Raw genomic sequence first — 15,658 nt, 5'->3', positions numbered from 1 at the left:
GGTAAAATATAGTAAAGGGTGTGGTGTTGTGGAAGTGGAAGTTTTAGATCATGCAAATCTTATGCAGGCAGCTGAGTTTATTGCAGAAATGAACATCTTGCCAGAGTGTCATATAGGTTATTTGGGGACCAGTCAAAACGATATTCTTCAAAGTCTGGAAGAAATGAATTATGATGCCGAATCAGCTGCGTTCATTGTCCGGGAGGGTGATGCTCTTGCTGGTTTTCTGGGTGCAGATGCCGATCTTAATAAAGGAACAGCTGAGTTATGGGGACCTTTTGTACAGGGAAATGAGCTTATGAGACTACTATGGGAAAAAGCTCTCCATTATTTTGAAGGAAAGCTGAATACATATTTTTTATTTGCTGATACAGCCAACCATGATGCTGCCGAATTTGCATCAAAAAACGGATTCGTGCTGCAATCGGCCCAAACATACATGGAACTGAAAGATAATTCATTCAATGGTTTAAGAAAGGTAAGTTTATTGCCGATTCACTTTCATAGTGCATTTATTCATTTGCATGATGCTTTATTTCCTCAAACATATTATTCAGGAAAAGAGATTATCGGAAGAATGAATGATGATCACAAAGTCTTTACGTCTCTTGATGCTGACGGATTAAATGGCTATTTATATGCAGAATACAATCGTGAAGAAAAAGAAGGAAGCATTGAATTCATTGGTGTGGACCCCTGTAAGCGCAAGAATGGGATTGGACGGAATCTGCTGGAAATGGCGGTTCATGATCTTTTTGTGAATAGTGGAGCTAATAGCATTAAGCTTTGTGCAGGGACAGCAAACGAGAAAGCGCTGTCTATTTATAAAAAAGCAGGGTTTACAGTTGAGAGGTCATTGAATTTTTATAAACTCGATATTCGGGAATAAGAGCAATAAGTTAGTGTGCTTTTGCGATTTTAGGTAAAATATAAATAACCAGATAAAATTGGAGGGAACAAAATGGCTATTGAAAACCCGAGCAGGGATGAAATCGGTGTCCTTTTAAAAAAGTCGAAGCGGATTGCTGTTGTAGGATTAAGCGGAAATCCTGATCGTACATCCTATATGGTATCAGAGGCGATGCAAAAAGCCGGCTATGAAATCATTCCGGTTAATCCGTCGGTTGATGAAGTACTTGGTGTAAAGGCAGTGCCCAGCCTTAAAGACATCGAGGGGCATGTAGATATCGTTAATATATTCAGGCGATCTGAGTTTCTTCCGGAAATTGCACGGGAATTTGCTGAAATAGATGCTGATATCTTCTGGGCTCAGCTCGGAGTGGCAAACCAGGAAGCATACGATTTTCTTAAAGAAAAACGGTACACTGTCATCATGGACCGCTGCATTAAAGTTGAGCATGCTCTGACAAAGTAAACTAAAGCATGAGGTCTATATAAGATCTCATGTTTTTTATTTTTTGTATAATCCCTGTAAATAAAGGGTTCGTGTAACGGAATTAATCATGATAAATCTCTTAAATCCCAAGATCTTATTTGCCAAAACCAAATAAATAGATAAAATAAAGCATAGACCATCCTAATTTATATGGTAAAATATAAATTATAGAACGCCTGTTCGAACATTGTTTTTTCAAGATGAAAATTGGCTGTACAGCCGAATTCTTATAGGGGTGTTCCAATGCCGTGTTTTCGGCGGCAAGTGTTTTGCAGGAAATGAAAGGGGTATGTTCGTGGCAAGAAATCAGGAAGCTTTTGACTACAATGATGATGCCATACAGGTACTCGAAGGGCTGGAAGCGGTTAGAAAACGCCCTGGGATGTACATTGGAAGTACGGATGCAAGGGGTTTGCACCATCTTGTATATGAGATTGTCGATAATGCTGTCGATGAAGCACTGGCAGGTTACGGGGATCATATCATTGTCAGAATACATAAAGATAATTCTATTAGTGTACAAGATAAAGGACGTGGAATGCCTACAGGTATGCATAGAATGGGCAAGCCGACTCCAGAAGTCATATTAACTGTCCTTCATGCAGGGGGAAAGTTTGGCCAGGGAGGCTATAAGACGAGCGGCGGGCTTCATGGTGTTGGTGCATCTGTCGTCAACGCCCTTTCCGAATGGCTTGTGGTTAAAATTAAACGTGACGGCTTTGTATATGAACAGCGTTTCGAGCTGGGCGGCAAGCCGGTGACCACATTGGAAAAGACTGGTAAAACAAATCAATCAGGGACTACCATTCATTTTAAGCCGGATCCGTCGATTTTCTCGACAACCACATATAATTACGAAACGCTCTGTGAGCGTCTTCGTGAATCTGCTTTCCTTCTTAAAGGAATGAAAATAGAAATCATAGATGAGCGTAATGATTTTCATGACGTTTTTCACTATGAAAACGGCATAGAAGCATTTGTAGAATATTTAAATGAAGAAAAGGATGTTCTGCACCCTGTCGTAAGCTTTGAAGGCGAAAGCAATGCAATTGAAGTGGATTTTGCTTTTCAATTCAATGATGGCTACTCAGAAAATGTTCTTTCATTCGTCAACAACGTCCGCACAAAGGACGGCGGTACGCATGAGGCTGGAAGCAAAACTGCGATGACAAGGGCTTTTAATGAATATGCCCGCAAAGTGAATCTTCTGAAGGAAAAAGATAAAAACCTGGATGGAGCGGATCTGCGTGAAGGATTCACGGCGATCATATCTGTTCGTGTTCCTGAGGAGCTTCTGCAGTTTGAGGGTCAGACGAAAGGCAAGCTGGGGACCAGTGAAGCACGTTCTGCTGTTGATTCAGTTGTTTCCGAGCATTTATCTTATTTCCTTGAAGAAAACCCTGAGACAAGCTCTCTGTTAATTAAAAAGGCGATAAAAGCATTCCAGGCAAGAGAAGCGGCCCGCAAAGCACGTGAGGAAGCAAGAAGCGGGAAAAAGAGGAAAAAATCGGAAGCGATGCTTTCGGGAAAACTGACTCCGGCCCAATCGCGGAACCCTCAAAGAAACGAATTATATCTGGTTGAGGGTGATTCCGCCGGTGGGTCTGCCAAACAGGGACGGGACAGGCGTTTTCAGGCTGTGCTTCCGCTTAGAGGTAAAGTAATCAATACAGAAAAAGCAAAGCTTGCGGATATCTTTAAAAATGAAGAAATCAATACCATTATCCATGCCGTTGGGGCAGGTGTAGGCGCGGATTTTAATCTGGATGATGTCAACTATGATAAGGTAATCATCATGACAGATGCCGACACTGATGGAGCGCATATCCAGGTGCTCCTGCTCACGTTCTTTTACAGGTATATGAAACCGCTGCTTGAAGCGGGAAAGGTATTCATTGCGCTGCCTCCTTTATATAAAGTCAGCAGGGGGTCAGGCAAAAAAGAAGTGATTGAGTATGCATGGAGTGATGATGATCTTCAGGATACCATTAAAAAAGTGGGTAAAGGCTATATGCTTCAGCGCTATAAAGGGCTTGGAGAAATGAACGCCGACCAGTTGTGGGAGACAACTATGGATCCGGAGTCGCGCACATTGATCCGCGTTAAAATTGATGATGCAGCCAGAGCTGAACGCCGTGTAACCACCTTGATGGGCGATAAAGTTGAACCCCGCCGCAAATGGATCGAATCGAATGTGGCATTCGGCCTTGAAGAAGATGGAAGCATACTTGAAAATGAAAATATTTCAGTACTAGAGGAGGAGGGTGTTGACTCATGAGTTCTGCTGAAAAATTCCGGGACCTTCCTCTTGAAGATGTATTAGGCGACCGCTTTGGGCGTTATAGTAAATATATTATTCAGGATCGTGCCCTTCCAGATGCACGTGATGGGCTAAAGCCCGTTCAAAGACGGATACTTTATGCCATGCACGTAGAAGGAAACACACATGAAAAGGGCTTTAGAAAGTCCGCAAAAACAGTCGGGAATGTAATCGGCAATTATCATCCGCATGGCGATACTTCAGTTTATGACGCGATGGTGCGGATGAGCCAGGATTGGAAGGTCCGTAACCTTCTTGTGGAAATGCACGGCAATAATGGGAGCATCGATGGAGATCCCCCAGCAGCCATGCGTTATACAGAAGCCCGTTTATCTCCCCTTTCTTCCGAATTGCTGAGAGATATTGAGAAAAGAACCGTTGAATTCATCCCTAACTTTGATGACACGTCCAATGAGCCAACCGTTTTGCCGGCAGTTTATCCGAATTTGCTTGTCAATGGCTCAACAGGCATTTCTGCAGGGTATGCAACTGATATTCCGCCCCATCATCTAAATGAGATTATTGATGGCGTTATTTTACGGATGGATAAGCCTGATTGTTCCATAGATGATCTGATGGAGCATATTAAAGGCCCGGACTTCCCTACGGGGGGCATTATCCAGGGAGTCGATGGAATAAAAAAAGCTTATGAAACAGGAAGAGGCAAAATCATTGTCCGCGGAAAGGCTGAATTTGAGGATTTGCGCGGAGGGAAAAAGCAGATCGTTATCACTGAGATTCCTTATGAAGTGAATAAAGCGAACCTGGTTAAGAAGATTGATGAATTCCGCCTTGACCGGAAAGTTGAAGGCATTGCCGAAGTCCGTGATGAAACAGACCGGACCGGCCTCCGAATTGTAATCGAGTTAAAAAAGGATGCAGATCCTGAAGGTGTCCTTCACTACCTGTACAAAAACAGTGACCTGCAGATCCCATATAACTTCAATATGGTTGCCATTCACAATCGCCATCCGAAATTAATGGGATTACGAGAGCTGCTGGATGCTTATATAGGCCATCGTAAAGAAGTCGTTACACGGAGATCCCAGTATGAGCTGCAAAAAGCTGAGGCGCGACAGCATATCGTTGAGGGACTCATGAAGGCTCTTTCTATCCTGGACGAAGTGATTGCAGCGATCCGCGCTTCTAAAGACAAACGGGATGCGAAAGATAATCTGATTGCAAAGTTTGAGTTCACTGAACCTCAGGCAGAAGCAATTGTTTCCCTGCAGCTATATCGCTTAACAAATACCGATATAACCGCCTTAAGAGCAGAGGCCGAGGAGCTTGCTAAGCTAATCGGCGAGCTTAAAGCTATTCTCGAAAGCGAGAAGAAGCTGCTCTCGGTTATTAAAAAAGAGTTAAGGGATGTTAAAAAGCGCTTTGCGGATGAACGACGTACCAGAATTGAAGCGGAAATCGAGGAAATCAAGATCAACCTTGAGGTTCTGGTAGCAAGTGAAGATGTTATTGTTACGGTAACGAAGGAAGGCTATGTCAAGCGTACCAGCCAGAGATCGTTTGCCGCCTCTAACGGACAGGATTTCGGCATGAAGGATTCAGACAGAATTATTGCCCAGCTTGATATGAATACAACTGATGTTCTCCTTGTATTTACGAATAGGGGCAACTATCTGTACTGCCCTGTTCACCAGCTGCCGGATATCCGCTGGAAAGATCTTGGTCAGCATATTGCCAATATCATTCCGATTGACCGGAATGAATCGATTGTCCGTGCCATTCCTGTAAAAGATTTTGAAACGGAAGAATATCTTTTGTTCATGACCAAGAACGGCATGGTAAAGAAAACCGAGCTGAAATCATATAAGGCACAGCGATATTCTAAACCGCTGGTTGCTGTCAATGTTAAGCGCGATGATGAAGTTCTTGACGTTTATTTAACTGATGGCACGAAGGAAATTTTCCTTGCGACCCACCAGGGATATGGCCTCTGGTTCCACGAGGAAGAGGTCAGCATTGTAGGGGCAAGGGCTGCCGGAGTTAAAGGCATCAATCTCAAAGACGGCGACTTTGTTACAGGCGCTCAGCTTATAGAGGACCCGAAAGAACAGGCTGTTGTGATTGTTACACAGCGGGGCTCCATTAAAAAAATGAAGCTGACTGAATTTGAACGCACCTCACGTGCCAAGAGAGGCGTAGTGATGCTTCGTGAATTGAAATCAAACCCTCATCGCATTATTGGGTGTGCAATTGTCCGCAGCAAAGATGATTTATACATTGAAACAGAAAAAGGCCATATAGAAGCAGTTAATGCTTCGGCAATCCGTTATAATGACCGCTATTCAAATGGATCGTTCATCCTTGACGATTCCGAAAGCGGCAAAGCAAAATGCATCTGGAAAGCTGAGGCAGAAAATACTGTCAATGCAACTGAATAGAATTACTAGCCCCTGTGAATACAGGGGTTTATTTGTCTGCTAAATTAATAATTTCCGGTGTGTATATCATCTTTTTAAATTAAAACTGAATCCAAAATAGTTTGAATAATGTTATTCTTATGAAAGTTTATTTGTATAAAAAATTAATACTAGTTTAAATGAAAACGATTAAAAATATTTAATTGGCTTGTGCAGAAATCCATTTTAATTCGCTTAATATCAATGTTTTTATTGAATTTTCTCTCCTGCGAATGAATATTCGACTTGTCTATTAAAAATTCTTTTGATAGATTATAAGGAGTGTGTTGTTTTTGCAAGATAATAAAATATTTAGGGGGAATAGCATGGCTTTATTGGAAACAATCGTAGGCTTTCTAAATGATCTTTTATGGACGTACATTTTGATTGCCGCATTAATTATTCTAGGTCTATATTTTAGTTTTAAGAGCAAGTTTGTCCAATTAAGATATTTTGGTGAAATGTTCAGAATATTGGGCGATAAAGCAATGATATCTGCTGAAGGCAAAAGGGGAATATCATCTTTTCAAGCCTTCACTATAAGTGCAGCCTCCCGTGTTGGTACAGGGAATATTGCCGGCGTAGCAACTGCGATTGCTGCAGGTGGACCTGGCGCTGTCTTCTGGATGTGGCTTATCGCATTTATTGGGGGAGCTTCAAGCTTCATTGAAAGTACTCTTGCCCAGATTTACAAAGTCAAAGATAAAGATGGTTTCCGCGGTGGACCTGCCTACTATATGGAAAAAGGACTTAATAAACGCTGGATGGGAATAATCTTTGCAATCATCATTACATTCTGTTTCGGATTGGTTTTTAACTCTGTCCAATCCAACACCATCTCTTTAGCGTTTAATGAAGCGTTTGGCACCAGCCGTCTAACCATAGGAATTGTACTGGCGGTATTAACGGCGGCTATCATTTTCGGCGGTGTTAAACGGATTGCGTATGTATCTCAAGTCGTTGTGCCAATCATGGCAGTTATATATTTAGTTGTTGCTATTGTGATTGTCATCATGAATATTACTGAAATTCCAAATCTGGTAAGCAGCATAGTGAAAGGGGCATTTGGAATTGATCAGGCTGCAGGCGGAGCAATGGGTGCAGCTGTGATGATGGGTATTAAAAGAGGTTTATTTTCAAATGAAGCAGGTATGGGTAGTGTACCAAATGCCGCGGCAACAGCAGCCGTTTCCCATCCTGTAAAACAAGGACTGATCCAAACCCTTGGAGTATTTGTGGATACGATCTTAATCTGTTCTGCTACCGCGTTTATTATCCTGTTATCAGGTGATTATGCGAATTCAGATCTTACTGGCATAGAATTGACTCAGGCAGCTCTTAGCACACATGTTGGATCATGGGCACCTATTTTTATTGCAATTGCTATTTTCCTATTTGCCTTTACTTCGGTTATTGGAAATTATTATTACGGAGAAACCAATATTGAATTTATTAAAGAGAGCCGCACTGCCTTGTTTACTTATCGCATTGCTGTAATCGGTATGGTCATCTTCGGATCTGTAGTTGATCTTGCCATCGTTTGGAGCCTTGCTGATTTATTCATGGGCTTAATGGCGATTATTAACTTTATAGCGATTATATTGCTTGCTAAAGTTGCTTATGCCGCTTTGAATGATTATAAGGCACAGAGGAAAGAAGGAAAAGACCCTGTGTTTTATGCTGATTCTATCCCAGGTCTAAAAGGGATTGAATCCTGGGAAACAAAAGAAAGTGCTTTAAAAAAAGCCGCTAAATAATTTATAACTCACAGCCTCTTATCCTTAGGATAGGGGGTTTTTTGTGATTTTACATGTTATTTCCAAAACTGGGCAAGATAATAAAAAAATAGGGAGGATACGTAAATGAAGAAGGAATTGCTTTTTGCGTTTGCGGCTTTCTTTTTTATGTCTTTATCCGCTATAACCGGTGTATATGCAGGTGAACAAGAACAAAGGACTGTAACGCTGTCAAAAGATAAAGTGGATGTTACCGGTGATAATAAGGCAGACACTATCTATATTAAAGGTGTCTATTATGAGGAAGGCGCTTCATTTTTAAAGGAGATTTCACTTGAAGTTAAGGCCTCAGACGGTAATACGTATAATGCGGAGCTTGAAGGTGGATATGAACCTCAAATACAGTTTGAGGATTTAAACCATGATTCCATCAAAGATATGTATATTAGTATTCCAACTGGCGGAAGCGGAGGGCTCTCAAATTTTTATTTATATACCTTAAAGGACTTTAAGCTGGTTGACCTCTCTGTTCCAGATCCTTTAGTTATCAATAGTCAATTTGAAAATGGCTACAAAGCGAATATCAGCATCCAGGATACAAAACAATCGTATACGTTCGATTTACGGGACAGGAGTGAAGAGTATGAACGGCTCGGTCTGTATGTCAACGGCAAGCTTAGCGAGCCAACGGAGCTTATGGTAAATCCATATAGCACTTTGAAGATCATCCCTGTTGAAGGGAAACAGGGATTAATGGGAATTCAGAGAATAAGCGGGGCATATAATGCAGATACCATTGCCTTTGTAGAGTCCTTTTGGCTGTATGAAGATGGGATATGGAATTTAAAAGACACCAAAGTAATGAAAATGAATTCCCGTAAGCGTTAGTGACTGGGCATTTGTCACGTTTCTATATGGCTCCCATATACTGGGCATAAGGAAATTTGTATAGGGGGCCTTCATGTGAGCAAATTTAATCCATCTAAGCTGTCGGTAAAATATTTGCCTCCTGCGACGGAATTCAGACCCGTAGACAGCAGGAAATATACACTTACACACTCAGATGCAACCGGGGAGTTATTTTTGGCAATAGGCGGATGCTATGATTTTAGTGCCATTAATCCTAAATTCCGTGATGAAGTTTTTGCTGAATGGATACCGCAAATGGGGCAGTATGTTCTGAGCGGGAGGGTGTATATCAGCAGCGGGGAATTTGATCATCAATACTCAAAAATAAGGTTTCTCATTTTCCAGAAAGAATTAGATCTGGCGCTGACAGCCATGGTCTATGGTGACCGGTCATTTTATTCCAACTATCCATGGCTGCTTGATTCACCAATCTTTATATACTTTGAATCTGTTTATCCGGAATTCAGCAAGCTGATTTTTTACGGGACACCCAGAAAGTATTTAACTGCCGCACTGATGCCAGTGTGAAAAGTATTTAGGGAACGTATGTTCTAGTGTTGTTCAGAACGCATTTATTAATGTAAAAGACACTGTACTAAATTATCAAAACAATGGAGCGATCGAAATGAAAAAGGAACCAGAGAAAACATTTGAATTAAGTTATGAATCTGATGGGAAAATGGGTGAAAAAGAAAATTACAGTAAAAAGGAAAATAAAGATCAGGCAGAAATATTCTTTAATAGTACACAGGATAGTGAATAAGTTCAGATAAAGGTTGCGCGTAAAAATATTATGTAAACTAGATGAGCTAAATATAAAATATAAGAGGGGTTTATAAATCTTCAAAAATATCCCTTAAATAAAAATTAAACTAATATCAGCAGGAGCATCAGAAAATAAAACCAGGAATTAAGTGAAAATGAATCTGGCTGTAAATATCAGCTGAAAATTCATTTCAAAATTCTATAAATGCAAATTAAACAAGCAGAATTAATTTGATGAAAAATTTAATGCTGTCTCACTATCTTAAGTATACTTTGATAATGAGACAGTATTTTTATTTCAATTCATTACTTCCTATAATATATATTATGTTCGGGGCGTCGAAATAAAATTTAAGAATAAAGCAGCATCTGCTACTCTACCCTGTTCTTATAGCTGCTGTTTTTTATTTTCTCCAGATTGATAAAACGTACGCTGTATTCAATAACATCATTAATAAAGAGTTCATGGTTATTAGCGAATTCTTTAACTTTTTCTAATAAGACTTTATCGTAGGTTGTCTTGTATTGAACTCGATCCTTTGGCCGAGTTTTTTTATCATATGAAATAAAATCCTGTTTCAAGACTTCCTGAAGTCCACTTTCAAGCAAATAGTTAATATGAGTGTCATGATCTGCTGATAGAGTTTCTAATTGATTTAGTATAGTTTTACTGATATTTGTCCGGAATTTTACTCTTGACTCATCAGTTTTTTGAATTAACTTGCCATTTACTAATTCCCACATTATTAAGCCCGCCTCCTGTAAAATGGTTACTTATTATTTAAAGTCGAAATGTATCAGCATATTTCCCTTCTTTTGTGATTCCAAGTGCTCAACAGCATCATTATATAGAATATTTGCAAGCAAAGGAAGATAGGCTTTTCCTTTTACCCATACTCGACGATATATGAGGTTTCCCGAGCTGCTAACCTCAATAGTTATTTCGCTTCTTAATTTCCAATTTTGAAAAACAGTTAGTAAGCCTTTGGCAAATGTTTGGCTAGCTGTTGTAATATTCATCACATACCCTTTTTTCTGCACCCAGCCATCTCCATCTATAACGCCTCTTATAAAAGAAGGCATATATTCTTCTGGAACTTTGGGAAATGGAACAATCAATGATTTATTTGATGTAATACCTAACACTAACAAATCATTTTTTATTTTTTTTGAATTAATGACTAATGTCGGAGTTGCTTTTTTTTTCCTGCAGGTGCCAGGATATAGTCTGCTTCCATATAATTTGCGGCTAATCTTAATGTATCTTCATTTTTTTGAGTTAGAGTTATTGTGTTTATAGTTTTATTTATACACCCGTCTGTAATTATTAATCCCAGGACCCACCCCATTTCATTAGACCATGTCTTAAAGAAACCCTCGTTAACCCTATTCTTTCTGGGCTGTCCAGATGAACGGCTTCGATTCATTTCTATGTTATGTTTATATAGTACATTGCGAATGGCTCTGTCGCTTACACCTATGATTTTTGTCATTTCCTTAAAACTCATTCCGCTTTTGTACATATTTATGATCTGTTCATCATCAATATCAGGATTTCGAATTTTAAACCCCCTCCTTATTATCTTCCATTATAACAAACATATGTTCTTTTTTGCAAAAAATAAAAAACGCCCACAAAATTGTGGGCATTTCCATCTATTGCTTCTTCTTCTCAAAACCAAGCTCATCTGCCATTTCAGTGAGTGCTGACAGGTTTTGGTTCTTAAAAGCATTGTTCATATTTGATTTGCTCATGATTTGCTGCATAGGATGCACATTGGCGTTGTGGTTTCGGCTTCGTGTAAAAGCTACCGCTGCTGTGCTCAGCACTATACTGATCAGCGATCCCCACAGCCACCCCCAGTTGCTCTTTCTTTTTACGCCAAACATATTCATCATTGGCTTGCGCATATTCCCCATATTATTGAAAAGCGCTGAAATCCAGTTATTCAACTGCAAGCACTCCCTTATTTATAACCGATTTTGAAAGAGACGTTTTCTCTTCCGGTTCTTAATTTTCACTTATTGGAATGCAAATATGCTGGCAATTTTTTTGATGGTCCTTTTAACTCCAGTTAAACAAATACTTCTTGAATACCCAGCAAAAATAAGCAGACTAATCACATATAAAAGTTGAAAAAAGCCAAAATACATGTGTGATTTATTAATTCAGAAAGCAGGTAATAAAATGACAGTTGGAACTCAAGTAAAACAAGCCATCGCAGGGTTAAAAAGCGCTCAGGCAAGCCTTGAAACCTTTGCTCTTGCAACCGATAATCAAAATGCTAAGCAGCTGTACCAAAGCGCTGCCCAGCAGACGCAATCCATCATTGATAGCCTTGAACCAAGGCTTCAGGAGATTCAGAAAGAAGAACCTCAATATAATCAATAAAGCAAATGGCTGGCTTTTGCCAGCCGCGTTTATATAAAAAACTTTTATGAATGGTGTGATTTTCCCGATGACCATTGCTTCGGATGTCAGTCAATGTCTTGCAGCAATACGTTCTATTGAAGCGCAATTATCCAGCCTTGCATTAACTTCAATGGACGAAGAAGCTAAACTTCTTTTTCATGAATCTATGCTGGAGATAAGCACAATAAAAAATGATTTGGAAAACAGAAAAAAGGTTATTGAGTTAGAGGAGCCTCAATATAAACCAAATTAATCAAATATGGAGATGAAATTATGCCAGAGTGGCTGCTGATTGGTGCTCGTTCTATATTGTTCGTAGGTGTTCTATTCGTTATTACTAAACTAATTGGGAAAAAACAAATTTCTGAGCTTTCATTTTTTGAATATGTATCAGGCATTACCATCGGGAGTATAGCCGGTGAGATTATTATGGGATTAGATAACCACTGGGCCAGCGGAATACTATCCATTATGATTTTTGGTCTTGTAACATTATTTGCTGATATGCTCGCTCTGAAAAGCAAAAGCTTCCGTGATTTTTTTGAAGGAAAAGGAACAATATTTATTAAAGATGGGAAAATATTAGAAGACAACTTAAAAAAGGAACGATACTCCATAGATGACTTATCCTCTTTGCTCCGACAAAAAAATGTCTTTAAGGCAGCCGATGTGGAGTTTGCAGTTCTGGAGCCTCGCGGCGACCTTAGCATTATGCTGAAGAAGGAAAACCAGCCGCTCACTCCAAAAGATCTTCAATTGAACTTGCCTCAGGAAAAAGAACCGCAAACGGTTATTATGGATGGTAACATTCTAAACGATCCATTGGCCGGATCAGGAAAAAACAAAAAATGGCTGAAAGCTGAGATAGAGAAATTAGGCCTCACTCAGGAAAATATTTTTTTAGGACAAATTGATTCTTTTGGTGACTTAACAGTGGATGTATATGATGATTCAATTAAGGTTCCTGCACCCCAACAGCGTCCTCTGCTACTGGCCATGTTTAAGAAGTGTGCAGCAGACCTGGAGATATTTTCATTGCAGACTGATTCAAAAAGTGCACAGAAAATGTATGAAAGAAATACTGAAAAGCTGAATCAAATTATTCAGAAACTGGCTCCGTACCTAAAGTAATCTATCCCCTTCCCTCCTTTGTTCTTCCATCAATCAAAAAACAAACACCAAACATTTGGTGTTTGTTTTTAACAGGTTCCTTTTCCTTCGTTCTTCCATACTGCCTTTTGCATAATCAGAGCTGCAATCGCTATTAATGCAACGAAAAGTAAGCTTACGAAAAAACCAAATCTAATTGATTTTTCAAGTAATGTTCCGCTGACCGCAGCAAGGATTAGGATCATTCCAAAAATGGCAAGGAGCTTGCCAAATATTTTATTCTCCAAAATCCGCAGCGCCGAAATAATGATGAAAGACCAATTAAATAAAATCATGATCCCTGCAGCAGTGGTAATGTATTCATAGATTTTTCCCGGCAAAAGCAGCGCAGTTACAATGGACGCTATTAAACCCGCTGTGGCAAGTGCCAGCGATGGCAGCGGCAGGTCCTTCCACTTTTTTATCTTTTTTGAAAAAAGACTTGGTGCATCGCCATCATTTGCTAGGGTAACCAGCAATGATGTTACTCCAAACAGTGAAGCTGTCATTGTAGAGAAGCCGGCAATGATGATGGCTGCATTAAAAACGTGCGGGAAAAATTCCAGGTTATAATGTTCCATGGCAGTCACAAACGGACTTTCTTTTTCATTAAATTCACCATGTGAAGCCATGTATACGGCTAAGCCAAGTGAAATGACATAAATGATGACCAGCACGATCAGCATGATAATGCCGGCTTTGGGAGCATCTTCTTTCTTTTTCAACCTGGTAGCCATTAGCCCGATGACTTCAATTCCTCCGTATGCATAGAAAGCATAAATTAAAGATGACCAAAATCCTTTAAAGCCTTCAGGAAACCAGTCCCCTGCAGAACCTGGGAATCCCGGATGTTTAACATCTCCGTCCATTACACCGGTTAAAGCTGCAAAAGCCAGGATGATGAACATGATGATGGCTGCAGTCTTAATAACTGCAAAGAGGTTTTCTGCCTTATCAAAGCCTTTGCTTCCTGTTAGGACTACAATAATCGAAAGAATAGCATAGCCCGCTGCAAAAATCCAAAGCGGGACATGCGGCAGCCAAAATCTTGTTAAGATGGATAGAGCGGTTAACTGGCTCCCCATAATTAATATATTTGAGCACCAGTAATTCCAGCCGCAGCTAAATCCTGCCCACTTCCCATACGCTTTATTGGCATAATAGCAGAAAGATCCTTCCTGCGGGTCTTCTGCTGTCATTTTAGCTAAAAGATTATAGACTATATAAGTTCCGATAGCCGCTAATATAAATGAGAATACAAGGGCTGGTCCTGTAATCTTGATACCAATGGCAGACCCCAGAAAAAATCCGGTCCCGATGGTGCAACCCACACCAATCAGTGATAATTGCCACCATTTTAAATCACCTGATTCACTTTCTTTCGAGGAATTGCCGCTTGGAAGAAAAAAATCCATGATGTACCTCCCTCATTGCGTCGCATACTGGCAAAAAAATAAGCCGATTCAGCTGCTGATCGGCTTCCGTTTCGATGCCACATGGAAAATTGCCAAAAAACCCTATTTCTTTTTCTCAGAACTGTCGCTCTTTAATCCTGTTACAGTTCTGAACAGTTGAGTGTGCATGCTTCCCTGGACGATATCCTCAAGGAAAAATTGCTCGATCAGTTTTTTGTATTCCTCATCTTCAAACATCTTTTTGTTTTGCAGCTCCATCTCTGCCAGACCCTCATATGTGGAAAGAAAAGCATATGTATGATCATCGCCTGATATGGGTGATAATAATTCGACTTTATGCTGGTAATTTTCGTTACGGTAATTTTGTATCATTCTGAGATTTTTCAGAGCTTCAACAAAGTTATCCTGTTTTAATTGAAAAGACTGATAAACAAAAACTGACATGATAATCCCCTTCCCAAGAGTTTCAGAGCGTTTTAGTTGAATTCATGCTATTTTACAGATTTAAATTCCAGGTAGCTTAATGAAATATATTGGAGTGGCACTTCCTGGAGGAGTTCAGTTTGATTTCCTTCCTTTATAGTTTGTTATGTTTGTCAGAAAATATTCTTTGCTGTTTTTCGGAAGCTTTCTTTATGAAAAAGTTCCCTTTTATTGATTTTTTTTCTGATTTTTTATTCGGAGGAGTGCTAAGAATATCGAAGGGGCAAATGTCCCGTGAAAAATTATTAGGAGGCTGATTATATGCATACAGTTCAACATGGTGTACAGCAGGCAGGTCAAGCGCGTCAGCTTGCACAGCAGCTCATTCAGCAGACACAGCAGGGAAGCCAGCAATACCGTATGATGCTTCAGCAGGAACAGCAGAATATTTAAATGCTTGAACAGATTCTGCAGCGTGAGAAGCAGGCTGCTCAATTAATTGAACAAAGTCTGCATAGTCACGAGCTGGCAATTCAGCGTTGCCAGGAAGTTGTAAACATCTGCAATCAAATGGAAGGGCAGCTCACCAGGCCTGAAATGACAACTCTCCAGCAGCCTTTTAATAATCAGTTTCAGACTGGATCCCAATATAATTATGCAGGCACTTTTCGCCAGCAATAAATGAAAAAACAGCCCGATTAATTCGGGCTGTTAC

16 protein-coding genes and 1 pseudogene are annotated in these 15,658 nt (G+C 40.0%); 12 read left to right on the top strand and 5 right to left on the bottom strand.

Annotation, left to right across the window (positions count from 1 at the left end; genetic code table 11):
• The first annotated feature begins 28 nt into the window (after positions 1-28).
• The 8 genes from AC3WTL_RS05770 (at position 29) to AC3WTL_RS05735 (ending at position 9,541) form a co-directional block, all read left to right on the top strand.
• Positions 29-889, top strand: coding sequence for a GNAT family N-acetyltransferase (locus AC3WTL_RS05770; protein WP_492369205.1), 861 nt, complete (start codon positions 29-31; stop codon positions 887-889).
• Positions 890-961: 72 nt separating this feature from the next.
• Positions 962-1,375, top strand: coding sequence for a CoA-binding protein (locus AC3WTL_RS05765; protein ID WP_048010077.1), 414 nt, complete (start codon positions 962-964; stop codon positions 1,373-1,375).
• 316 nt (positions 1,376-1,691) lie between these two features.
• Positions 1,692-3,674 carry a DNA topoisomerase IV subunit B gene (gene parE, locus AC3WTL_RS05760; protein ID WP_048010076.1) on the top strand — a complete coding sequence of 661 codons (1,983 nt, stop codon included), beginning with the start codon at positions 1,692-1,694 and terminating at the stop codon, positions 3,672-3,674.
• Positions 3,671-6,115 (top strand): DNA topoisomerase IV subunit A, encoded by a 2,445-nt coding sequence (gene parC, locus AC3WTL_RS05755; RefSeq protein ID WP_492369204.1) that lies wholly within the window; start codon positions 3,671-3,673, stop codon positions 6,113-6,115. The genes parE and parC overlap by 4 nt, the downstream gene beginning before the upstream one ends.
• 344 nt (positions 6,116-6,459) lie before the next feature.
• The gene (locus AC3WTL_RS05750) at positions 6,460-7,890 is read left to right on the top strand and encodes an alanine/glycine:cation symporter family protein (RefSeq protein ID WP_163145030.1); all 1,431 of its coding nucleotides are present in this window, start codon (positions 6,460-6,462) and stop codon (positions 7,888-7,890) included.
• 105 nt (positions 7,891-7,995) lie between these two features.
• Positions 7,996-8,757, top strand: a complete 762-nt coding sequence (locus tag AC3WTL_RS05745; protein ID WP_248347183.1) for a YybI family spore inner coat protein — start codon at positions 7,996-7,998, stop codon at positions 8,755-8,757.
• Between the two features lie 75 nt (positions 8,758-8,832).
• On the top strand, positions 8,833-9,306 hold the full coding sequence (locus AC3WTL_RS05740) for a staygreen family protein (RefSeq protein WP_492369203.1): 474 nt from the start codon (positions 8,833-8,835) through the stop codon (positions 9,304-9,306).
• 97 nt (positions 9,307-9,403) lie between these two features.
• Entirely contained in the window at positions 9,404-9,541 is a 138-nt protein-coding gene (locus AC3WTL_RS05735; RefSeq protein WP_492369202.1) for a hypothetical protein, read from the top strand.
• A 374-nt stretch (positions 9,542-9,915) separates the two neighbouring features.
• Here AC3WTL_RS05735 and AC3WTL_RS05730 read toward each other — a convergent pair whose 3' ends face one another.
• The 3 genes from AC3WTL_RS05730 to AC3WTL_RS05720 form a co-directional block, all read right to left on the bottom strand.
• Positions 9,916-10,287, bottom strand: a complete 372-nt coding sequence (locus AC3WTL_RS05730) for an rRNA methyltransferase (protein WP_248347188.1) — start codon at positions 10,285-10,287, stop codon at positions 9,916-9,918.
• A gap of 33 nt (positions 10,288-10,320) precedes the next feature.
• On the bottom strand, positions 10,321-10,689 hold the full coding sequence (locus tag AC3WTL_RS05725; RefSeq protein WP_248347190.1) for an LAGLIDADG family homing endonuclease: 369 nt from the start codon (positions 10,687-10,689) through the stop codon (positions 10,321-10,323).
• A gap of 510 nt (positions 10,690-11,199) precedes the next feature.
• Positions 11,200-11,496: a hypothetical protein gene (locus tag AC3WTL_RS05720; RefSeq protein ID WP_248347194.1), complete on the bottom strand. Its 297-nt coding sequence runs from the start codon at positions 11,494-11,496 to the stop codon at positions 11,200-11,202.
• 235 nt (positions 11,497-11,731) lie between these two features.
• Between AC3WTL_RS05720 and AC3WTL_RS05715 the strand changes: the two genes are divergently transcribed.
• From AC3WTL_RS05715 to AC3WTL_RS05705, 3 genes are all read left to right on the top strand, one after another.
• Positions 11,732-11,935 carry a DUF1657 domain-containing protein gene (locus AC3WTL_RS05715; protein WP_048010071.1) on the top strand — a complete coding sequence of 68 codons (204 nt, stop codon included), beginning with the start codon at positions 11,732-11,734 and terminating at the stop codon, positions 11,933-11,935.
• A 67-nt stretch (positions 11,936-12,002) separates the two neighbouring features.
• A complete protein-coding gene (locus AC3WTL_RS05710) occupies positions 12,003-12,209 on the top strand; it encodes a DUF1657 domain-containing protein (protein ID WP_248347196.1) in 207 nt (68 codons plus the stop codon).
• A 20-nt stretch (positions 12,210-12,229) separates the two neighbouring features.
• A complete protein-coding gene (locus AC3WTL_RS05705) occupies positions 12,230-13,087 on the top strand; it encodes a DUF421 domain-containing protein (protein ID WP_222501101.1) in 858 nt (285 codons plus the stop codon).
• A gap of 68 nt (positions 13,088-13,155) precedes the next feature.
• Here the strand turns inward: AC3WTL_RS05705 and AC3WTL_RS05700 are convergent, their stop codons facing one another.
• Positions 13,156-14,520, bottom strand: a complete 1,365-nt coding sequence (locus tag AC3WTL_RS05700; RefSeq protein ID WP_492369201.1) for an amino acid permease — start codon at positions 14,518-14,520, stop codon at positions 13,156-13,158.
• Positions 14,521-14,622: 102 nt separating this feature from the next.
• The gene (locus AC3WTL_RS05695) at positions 14,623-14,964 is read right to left on the bottom strand and encodes a hypothetical protein (RefSeq protein ID WP_048010067.1); all 342 of its coding nucleotides are present in this window, start codon (positions 14,962-14,964) and stop codon (positions 14,623-14,625) included.
• A gap of 300 nt (positions 14,965-15,264) precedes the next feature.
• Between AC3WTL_RS05695 and AC3WTL_RS05690 the strand changes: the two are divergent.
• Positions 15,265-15,624: pseudogene (locus tag AC3WTL_RS05690) on the top strand (hypothetical protein).
• Positions 15,625-15,658: the final 34 nt, after the last annotated feature.

The organism is Cytobacillus sp. EB106-05-05-XG126, assembly GCF_058791715.1.
Note: the sequence above shows the minus strand (reverse complement) of the source record. Positions and strands in the feature narration are given on the sequence as shown.

Excerpts from the sequence above, each read along its gene's own strand:
- AC3WTL_RS05765 (WP_048010077.1), top strand. The coding sequence starts at position 962 with ATGGCTATTGAAAACCCGAGCAGGGATGAAATCGGTGTCCTTTTAAAA.
- parC (WP_492369204.1), top strand. The coding sequence starts at position 3,671 with ATGAGTTCTGCTGAAAAATTCCGGGACCTTCCTCTTGAAGATGTATTA.
- AC3WTL_RS05750 (WP_163145030.1), top strand. The coding sequence starts at position 6,460 with ATGGCTTTATTGGAAACAATCGTAGGCTTTCTAAATGATCTTTTATGG.
- AC3WTL_RS05745 (WP_248347183.1), top strand. The coding sequence starts at position 7,996 with ATGAAGAAGGAATTGCTTTTTGCGTTTGCGGCTTTCTTTTTTATGTCT.
- AC3WTL_RS05735 (WP_492369202.1), top strand. The coding sequence starts at position 9,404 with ATGAAAAAGGAACCAGAGAAAACATTTGAATTAAGTTATGAATCTGAT.
- AC3WTL_RS05730 (WP_248347188.1), bottom strand. The coding sequence starts at position 10,287 with ATGTGGGAATTAGTAAATGGCAAGTTAATTCAAAAAACTGATGAGTCA.
- AC3WTL_RS05715 (WP_048010071.1), top strand. The coding sequence starts at position 11,732 with ATGACAGTTGGAACTCAAGTAAAACAAGCCATCGCAGGGTTAAAAAGC.
- AC3WTL_RS05710 (WP_248347196.1), top strand. The coding sequence starts at position 12,003 with ATGACCATTGCTTCGGATGTCAGTCAATGTCTTGCAGCAATACGTTCT.
- AC3WTL_RS05705 (WP_222501101.1), top strand. The coding sequence starts at position 12,230 with ATGCCAGAGTGGCTGCTGATTGGTGCTCGTTCTATATTGTTCGTAGGT.
- AC3WTL_RS05700 (WP_492369201.1), bottom strand. The coding sequence starts at position 14,520 with ATGGATTTTTTTCTTCCAAGCGGCAATTCCTCGAAAGAAAGTGAATCA.
- AC3WTL_RS05695 (WP_048010067.1), bottom strand. The coding sequence starts at position 14,964 with ATGTCAGTTTTTGTTTATCAGTCTTTTCAATTAAAACAGGATAACTTT.